The following is a 6,856-nucleotide window of genomic DNA, read 5'->3' as shown; positions in this document are numbered from 1 at the left end:
ACCTTTTCAGCGTAGGTAGCGGTTGCCATGAGGTATTCGCGGTTCATCTTGGCGATGTAATCCACGGTGATACCCTTCGGGCAAGCAGCCTGGCATTCGTAAAGGTTGGTGCAGTTACCAACGCCTTCCTTGTCCATCTGAGCCACCATAGCGAGCACGCGCTTCTTGGCTTCGACCTTGCCCTGGGGCAAGAAGCTGAGGTGAGAAACCTTGGCAGAGACGAAGAGCATAGCGGAAGCGTTCTTACATGCAGCAACGCAAGCACCGCAACCAACGCAAGCAGCAGCGTCGAATTTTCCTCAAATCCCTGCAAAACACCATCGGCATCAGTATGACCGTATGCACCATGTAAAAGAAGCACGTTATAATTCGTCAAACTTTCCATAGGCTTGGGAACAGCCCGTGATTCGCAAACAATCAACAAAATCAAGAATAGAACAATCCTCTTTCTCATACTTTACTCCAAATCCACCACGACATCGTTACCTTTATAAAATTTTAAGGGTTCACGCCATGTAAACGTAGAATCAAGACATGAAATTTCTTGATTACCAAGGTTACATATATTTGCTCGCAGTTCTATCATATTCCCCCAAAAAATTCCCTTACTAAACACCAACGGCGCCAGAATCGTATCCTTTTCGTTCTTTAAAATGTTTCCCTCAAGAGGACGCTTTCCAGGAAGGGAACAATACACGTCATAACCCCACGCACGGACATCATCGCACTTCTGTATCCACATCAGGTCTTCATCCAGTCTCTTGTAGGTGAGAACCCCCGACACGGTGTCCAAAACGGCATATTGGCAGCTATCGTTACCAGCTGTCAAATTTCCTTTTGCAAAAATTGCGCCATCAGTCCATTCCCTCAAGGAACCAATCGGAAAAGAAACAGAACAACCATCAAAAGACTGCCTAACTCCAATTATATGCGGTTTTTCGCCAATTTTCCAAAAGGAAAATGATGTCGCATTTTTCCAAACCAACAGATTCGGGTCCGTATTACCGCCCCAGACTACAGAATCCGACAATTGTCCCAAAACATACATGTATTGTCCATATCCATCGTCAACGGAATCCACAAAAACGGGGCCATCCAATTGTTCCCTGTAGTTATATACGCCAATGGTCCATCGTCCCAAACCGAACCGTTCTCCACTACACATGCAGTCAGCCTCATAACTCCATCTATTCACATGAGCCACTATGGCAAAACTATCGTTAACGAAACCAACAATTTTCTTTTCGGTCGGGCCCGTCCACCGATACTCCATATCATCGCACGGATCATCGTAACACCCCCACATACATACACTTGAAATTACGGTTATGGCAGCCACAATCAGCCTTTGAAGTCCAAACTTGTTCAACAGATTTTTCACACCCAGTTCTCCTTAAAACTTTTTCTACACATTTTACTACAAAATAACAACAAACCGAGTTGTATGTCCAAAGTTCCGGTGCCCTCGTGCGGTGAATCAAGCATGATAAATTTATCCACATCGCCATTGTAGAAGTTACCCTGCACGTATTCACGGGAGACGACACCGCCCATGCTGTGACCGATAAGGATATAACGAGATGCAAGTTGACGATAGAGATCGGGATGATGGCGCATGGAATCAAGAGCAACTTGACCATAATAAACCGTATCTTTATAAGGAAATATGGCCTTCACCTCTTGCGCTTCTTCAAACAGCGATCGACGATGTCCAAATTTTGAAACGCCATTGTTTGCAACATTCCATTTTCTATCACCCATTTCATAAGCATTATTCAAAGAAGTATTCGCAGGATTTGAAAATGACCGCCAATTATAGAGATATGAAGTCTTGGCTTCTAACAGACATCCAATACACTTCTCTTCCAAGACATTTTTTGAAAGCCAATACGTTATTCGACCATCATTGTCATACGCTCATTTCCAAGCATTCCTCCATGTGCGTATGCATCCTTTAAACTATCATCAACAGGAAAACCTTTTTCAGCCCCGTACGCACCATGGACTAGCATCACATTGTAATTTTCAATAGATTCCATGGGTTTAGCGTAAGACAACACACCAATGCAACCCATCAAAAAGCTTATCAGAATCAGTTTCTTCATAACCATCTTTCCTTAATAAGAAAGTATTCTTCCATCCTCAGATTTAAATTCCAAACCACCAAACCAAGATACATCACTACATTCAATGCTATCATGATTTATTAGGCATAAACGACTTCCCAATTTCATTACATTTCCCCAAAAGCCGCCTATCCTAAACGGAAATGGAGCATCAATAAATTCTTCTTTATTTTTTACAACCAAAGATTCCTCATTCTCCTTTAAAACAATACAATACACATCCTCACCCCACGCCCTTACGTCATCGCATTTTTGAAGCCACTTCAAGTTTTCATCAAGCCGTTTGTATGTAACAGTCCGCGCAACCGTATCCAATACCGCATACTGGCAGCCATCAGAAATCAAAGACTTATCCCCACGAACAATAAACTTGTCGTCAAACCACTGTTTAACGGAAGCCACCACAAATTCACCAGAGCACCCGTCAAACAACTTACTCAATTTTAATTCATGTACTTTTTCTCCAATCTTCCACAAAGAAATAGTATTACTTGAACGAATAGCCCAAATTACGGAATCCGTCATTTGTCCTGCCGACGTAGACGAGCCTTGGTCTTTCATGCCAAACATCCCCGTCGCAGATTCGCTAGACAAAGAGTCACACCAACGAGGACCATCTTCCTGAACTCGGTAATTGTAAACACACAAACGCTCATGACCAAAACCTTCTATATCGCTATAGCCTCCATTCCACTCATCTGTAATTTCTTCCCAATAACGATAATCACCAACCATCACAAGAGAATCATCGACAAATCCAACAACCTTCGCATTACTTCGATTTTCTGACCAATGAAAATCCACATCCGTACAGCCTGCAAATCCGCCGCACACAAGCGCAAGCACGATTCCAGCAACGAAATTTGTCACATTCTTCACAGTCTCATTCCTTTCATTAACCATAAATTTCGTCTCCAGTTCTTCCGAAGAAGATAGAAATTATCTTGTCCACATCGCCATTGTAGAAGTTACCTTGCACGTACTCGCGGGAAACTACACCACCCATGCTGTGACCGATAAGGATATAACGAGATGCAAGTTGACGATAGAGGTTGGAGTTTTTACGGATGATTTCAAGAGCTTTTTGTCCAACCGTAGAATCTATAACAACAGAATCCCCAACAATATGTTTATTGTATATTTTCGCCTTCACTTCCTGAGCCTCTTCAAACAAGGCCCTACGTACGGAACACTTGTTATTCCCTTTCCAAGTTCTATCACCAATTTCGTATGCGTTATGTGCAGGGGACGCCGCTGGATTCGCAAAGGAACGTTGGATATAGATATACTCGGAGCCGTATGTTACCGTATCTTCAAAGACAGCGGAATCTAGCCAAAGAGTAAGTTTCTTTTCACCATCCTGATTATATGCCCCCAACATGCCTGCGGCATCACCCAAAGACTTTTGGAGCTTCGCGCTATCCATCTTAAGTTGTATAGTCTACAACCCAATTGTTATGAAAACCCCACGCACTACGAACAATTTCATCACACGAACTTTCGAATCCTTGATTTTCCGGAGCAGCTCCATGAATAAGCACTACATTGTACCGGGAGAGTGCCCATACTATTGCCACGACTCTAGCCTTTATGTATATTATCTAAGAAATGGACAAGAAACTGATCAGATATACCGTTGCATGCGTCAACGAGTTCGCCGCAAACAAGAGCCTTACAGAAAAGCAGGCTTTTGATTATCTATGCAATCACGGAGCGATGGATTTCCTTGTCGAATTCTACGATGTGGAGCATACGCTTTCATTTGAAGACGCCATCAACGACCTAACGCTAGTCAGCCAGCAGAACGGAGGGAAGATACAGTGATTCTCTTCCACGGTTCGAACACGGACATCGCCCAAATTGAACTGTCCAAGTGCCGTCCGAACAAGGATTTCGGCAAGGGGTTCTACCTTACCACCATTCGGGAGCAGGCTGTAAGGATGGCGCAAAGGGTAGCAAGAATGTATGGCGGCTCGCCCACCCTGAATATATACGATTTCGACAATTCGGCGGACAAACTTGGAACCCTGAACATCCGTCACTTTGATTCACCCACCATAGAATGGGCGAAATTCGTCATCACGAACCGAAACGCAACGAAACTGAAAGACCCGCAGGAAGACTCCAACATAGACGGTCAGTTCGACTTGGTCATAGGGCCGATTGCGAACGATGACTTGGCATTGCTATTCAGGCAGTTTTCCGAAGGAACTATCTCTGTCGAAACGCTCGTTAGCGAGATGAAGTTCAAGAAACTAACCGACCAATATTCCTTCCACTCAGAAAAAGCGATTGCGCTGTTGAAAAAGAAGGAGTCGGTCCATGTCTAAGCCCAAAATGCTTGCTGAACTCATAACGGGAGACATCATCTCGTATATGATGGAAGACCAGAAAATCCCGCTCATCGAAGCAATGCGCAGGCTCTACGCGTCAGAAACATTCGCCAAGTTGGTTGACCTGGAAACCGGACTTTACCTTGAAAGTTCTCCCTATGTCTACGACATATTCAAGGCGGAACAGGAAAACGGGAAACTGACTCAACTCGAAGTCTAGCCTAAGCCGGCTCCTTACGCAGCCAGCCTTTTCAACCTATACTCTACCTGGCTCAGGTACCCGAGCGTGCTATGCAACCTCCTGCGGTTATAGAACGCCTCAATATAGTCGAATATGTCCGACTCCACCTCCCCCATGCAGGAATACTTTCTCCATTTTTTGCTATAAGCCAGGCGTTGCGGGCTGGCGTCTGAAGCCCGCAGTGGGGGTGCGCGGAAGATCCAAAGGGGCTGAAGCCCCACACCTCAAAGGGAGCGAAGCGACCGACCTCATACCTCACGCCTCATTAGTCCTTACCGTACACCTTTTCAGCGTAGGTAGCGGTTGCCATGAGGTATTCGCGGTTCATCTTGGCGATGTAATCCACGGTGATACCCTTCGGGCAAGCAGCCTGGCATTCGTAAAGGTTGGTGCAGTTACCCAAGCCTTCCTTGTCCATCTGTGCCACCATAGCGAGCACGCGCTTCTTGGCATCGACCTTGCCCTGCTTCATCTGTTCTTCGTTGACAATGTCCAGCATTTCCAGGAAGGTCGAATGTATGGGAAAATTACAAGGATTCAAGCAACTTCTTGAAAAGTCGTTCGCCAATGTGACGACCGCTAGAACGCAATATTTCTACAGCTTCGCGAACTTCATCTGCAGAAATGTAGCCATCCTTATAAGCGGCTCTAAAAATGCCGATTGTACCCATTATGTTGAGACCGATTGTTTTGGCAACATGCCTTGCCCTGATTTCATCAACAAGAAGTAAGTCCGCATTTAACCGATCTGTCAAAACGAGAGCCTCACTCTCACCAAGGTCAAGCCCCGTAGCCCTCCTAAAAAGGGAGACTTCTTGAGGATTGACATCTTGTATTTCAATGAATTCACATTTCCTAATCTCTTCCGCTTCTTCAGAAAAGTCAGGATTGGCAGTTAATTCTTCAAATACGCCTTGAGACGTTCATAGGTAGCGACATCCTCTTCGACCTCGTCCCAATCCATATCAAAGTAGGCAAAGCCCTCATTGGCATAAAGCTCGATTAGCTGCCACTTTGTGATACCGAGAATTTCGGCAGCGCGACCATGCGATATGGTCTCGTTCTTTACAAACGGATGCAACAACAAGGCCAACTGCACAAGTTCGCCTTCTGGCTTCGTCGCAATATACGGCTCCATATCCACCGGGACCTGAAGTTGGACTGTTGTCATTTCCATTGTAAAGCCTCCACTCTTAATATATAATTTTATCAAGAATAAAGCAACCTAGCCGATTTACGTGACACTGTTAGATGCTGTTCACTGAGGAGTTTTTCCGAGGTGAAGCGTTTGGCGAATGTTACTGAATCGAATTATCTAGGATAAATATTGACAATACAAAATTCACAAAAAAAAAGAACCCCGCCCGGAGTTTACCCGAACGGAGTTCTAGATCCTTCGTCTCCGGCGCAAGCGCCTTCGCTCAGGATGACATGCTAGGAATTAGTCCTTGCCGTACACCTTTTCAGCGTAGGTAGCGGTTGCCATGAGGTATTCGCGGTTCATCTTGGCGATGTAATCCACGGTGATACCCTTCGGGCAAGCAGCCTGGCATTCGTAAAGGTTGGTGCAGTTACCAAAGCCTTCCTTGTCCATCTGTGCCACCATAGCGAGCACGCGCTTCTTGGCTTCGACCTTGCCCTGGGGCAAGAAGCTGAGGTGAGAAACCTTAGCAGAGACGAAGAGCATAGCGGAAGCGTTCTTACATGCAGCAACGCAAGCACCGCAACCAACGCAAGCAGCAGCGTCGAAGGCGCGGTCTGCATCAGCCTTGGGAACGGGGATCACGGATGCTTCGGGAGCGGCACCGGTGTTGACGGAAACGTAGCCGCCAGCAGCGATGATGCGGTCGAATGCGGAACGGTCCACAGCGCAGTCACGGATAACCGGGAATGCAGCAGCGCGCCACGGTTCGATCACGATGGTATCGCCATCCTTGAACTTACGCATGTGCAGCTGGCAAGTGGTGATGCCGTGGTCGGGACCATGGGGCATACCGTTGATGACCAGAGAGCACATACCGCAAATGCCTTCGCGGCAGTCGTGGTCGAATGCAAAGCCTTCCTTGCCCTGCTTCATCTGTTCTTCGTTGACAATGTCCAGCATTTCCAGGAAGGACATGTCGGGAGAAATGTCGCTGATCTTGACAGTTTCGAAC

Annotated in this window: 12 protein-coding genes and 2 pseudogenes; 3 read left to right on the top strand and 11 right to left on the bottom strand. The window is 46.1% G+C overall.

Annotated features, from left to right (window positions below; genetic code table 11):
• The 6 genes and pseudogenes from BUB38_RS15450 to BUB38_RS15425 all read right to left on the bottom strand — a co-directional run.
• A pseudogene (locus BUB38_RS15450) lies at positions 1-293 on the bottom strand (4Fe-4S dicluster domain-containing protein); the annotation flags it as partial.
• 164 nt (positions 294-457) lie between these two features.
• Positions 458-1,381: a hypothetical protein gene (locus tag BUB38_RS15445; RefSeq protein ID WP_073161628.1), complete on the bottom strand. Its 924-nt coding sequence runs from the start codon at positions 1,379-1,381 to the stop codon at positions 458-460.
• On the bottom strand, positions 1,378-1,761 hold the full coding sequence (locus tag BUB38_RS16520; protein ID WP_083542272.1) for an esterase/lipase family protein: 384 nt from the start codon (positions 1,759-1,761) through the stop codon (positions 1,378-1,380). The genes BUB38_RS15445 and BUB38_RS16520 overlap by 4 nt, the downstream gene beginning before the upstream one ends.
• 131 nt (positions 1,762-1,892) lie before the next feature.
• The gene (locus tag BUB38_RS16515) at positions 1,893-2,105 is read right to left on the bottom strand and encodes a hypothetical protein (RefSeq protein ID WP_175547706.1); all 213 of its coding nucleotides are present in this window, start codon (positions 2,103-2,105) and stop codon (positions 1,893-1,895) included.
• A 12-nt stretch (positions 2,106-2,117) separates the two neighbouring features.
• Positions 2,118-3,005 (bottom strand): hypothetical protein, encoded by an 888-nt coding sequence (locus tag BUB38_RS15430; RefSeq protein WP_217650901.1) that lies wholly within the window; start codon positions 3,003-3,005, stop codon positions 2,118-2,120.
• Between the two features lie 16 nt (positions 3,006-3,021).
• Positions 3,022-3,552, bottom strand: coding sequence for an esterase/lipase family protein (locus BUB38_RS15425; RefSeq protein WP_073161624.1), 531 nt, complete (start codon positions 3,550-3,552; stop codon positions 3,022-3,024).
• Positions 3,553-3,734: 182 nt separating this feature from the next.
• On the opposite strand from BUB38_RS15425, the gene BUB38_RS15420 reads away from it, so the two are divergent.
• From BUB38_RS15420 to BUB38_RS15410, 3 genes are read left to right on the top strand one after another with little or no spacing between them, the layout of a single operon-like run.
• Entirely contained in the window at positions 3,735-3,950 is a 216-nt protein-coding gene (locus BUB38_RS15420; protein ID WP_072801212.1) for a DUF3791 domain-containing protein, read from the top strand.
• The gene (locus tag BUB38_RS15415) at positions 3,947-4,456 is read left to right on the top strand and encodes a DUF3990 domain-containing protein (protein WP_073161623.1); all 510 of its coding nucleotides are present in this window, start codon (positions 3,947-3,949) and stop codon (positions 4,454-4,456) included. Before BUB38_RS15420 ends, BUB38_RS15415 begins: the two co-directional genes overlap by 4 nt.
• Positions 4,449-4,679 carry a hypothetical protein gene (locus BUB38_RS15410; RefSeq protein WP_073161622.1) on the top strand — a complete coding sequence of 77 codons (231 nt, stop codon included), beginning with the start codon at positions 4,449-4,451 and terminating at the stop codon, positions 4,677-4,679. Before BUB38_RS15415 ends, BUB38_RS15410 begins: the two co-directional genes overlap by 8 nt.
• Positions 4,680-4,693: 14 nt before the next feature.
• On the opposite strand, the gene BUB38_RS16875 is transcribed toward BUB38_RS15410, so the two are convergent.
• The 5 genes and pseudogenes from BUB38_RS16875 to BUB38_RS15385 form a co-directional block, all read right to left on the bottom strand.
• A complete protein-coding gene (locus tag BUB38_RS16875) occupies positions 4,694-4,921 on the bottom strand; it encodes an IS3 family transposase (RefSeq protein WP_256382245.1) in 228 nt (75 codons plus the stop codon).
• Positions 4,922-4,965: 44 nt separating this feature from the next.
• Positions 4,966-5,172: pseudogene (locus BUB38_RS15400) on the bottom strand (succinate dehydrogenase/fumarate reductase iron-sulfur subunit); the annotation flags it as partial.
• Between the two features lie 55 nt (positions 5,173-5,227).
• Positions 5,228-5,455: a PIN domain-containing protein gene (locus BUB38_RS16180; protein WP_139258468.1), complete on the bottom strand. Its 228-nt coding sequence runs from the start codon at positions 5,453-5,455 to the stop codon at positions 5,228-5,230.
• A gap of 140 nt (positions 5,456-5,595) precedes the next feature.
• Positions 5,596-5,877: a UPF0175 family protein gene (locus BUB38_RS15390; protein WP_073161389.1), complete on the bottom strand. Its 282-nt coding sequence runs from the start codon at positions 5,875-5,877 to the stop codon at positions 5,596-5,598.
• Positions 5,878-6,141: 264 nt separating this feature from the next.
• Positions 6,142-6,856: succinate dehydrogenase/fumarate reductase iron-sulfur subunit (locus BUB38_RS15385; protein WP_073161620.1), on the bottom strand; the 715-nt coding region annotated here is incomplete at its 5' end.

Origin of the sequence: Fibrobacter sp. UWH5 (assembly GCF_900142505.1) — a bacterium.
Lineage (GTDB): Bacteria > Fibrobacterota > Fibrobacteria > Fibrobacterales > Fibrobacteraceae > Fibrobacter.
The sequence above is the reverse complement of the archived record's forward strand: the minus strand, read 5'-3'. Positions and strand labels throughout refer to the sequence as shown.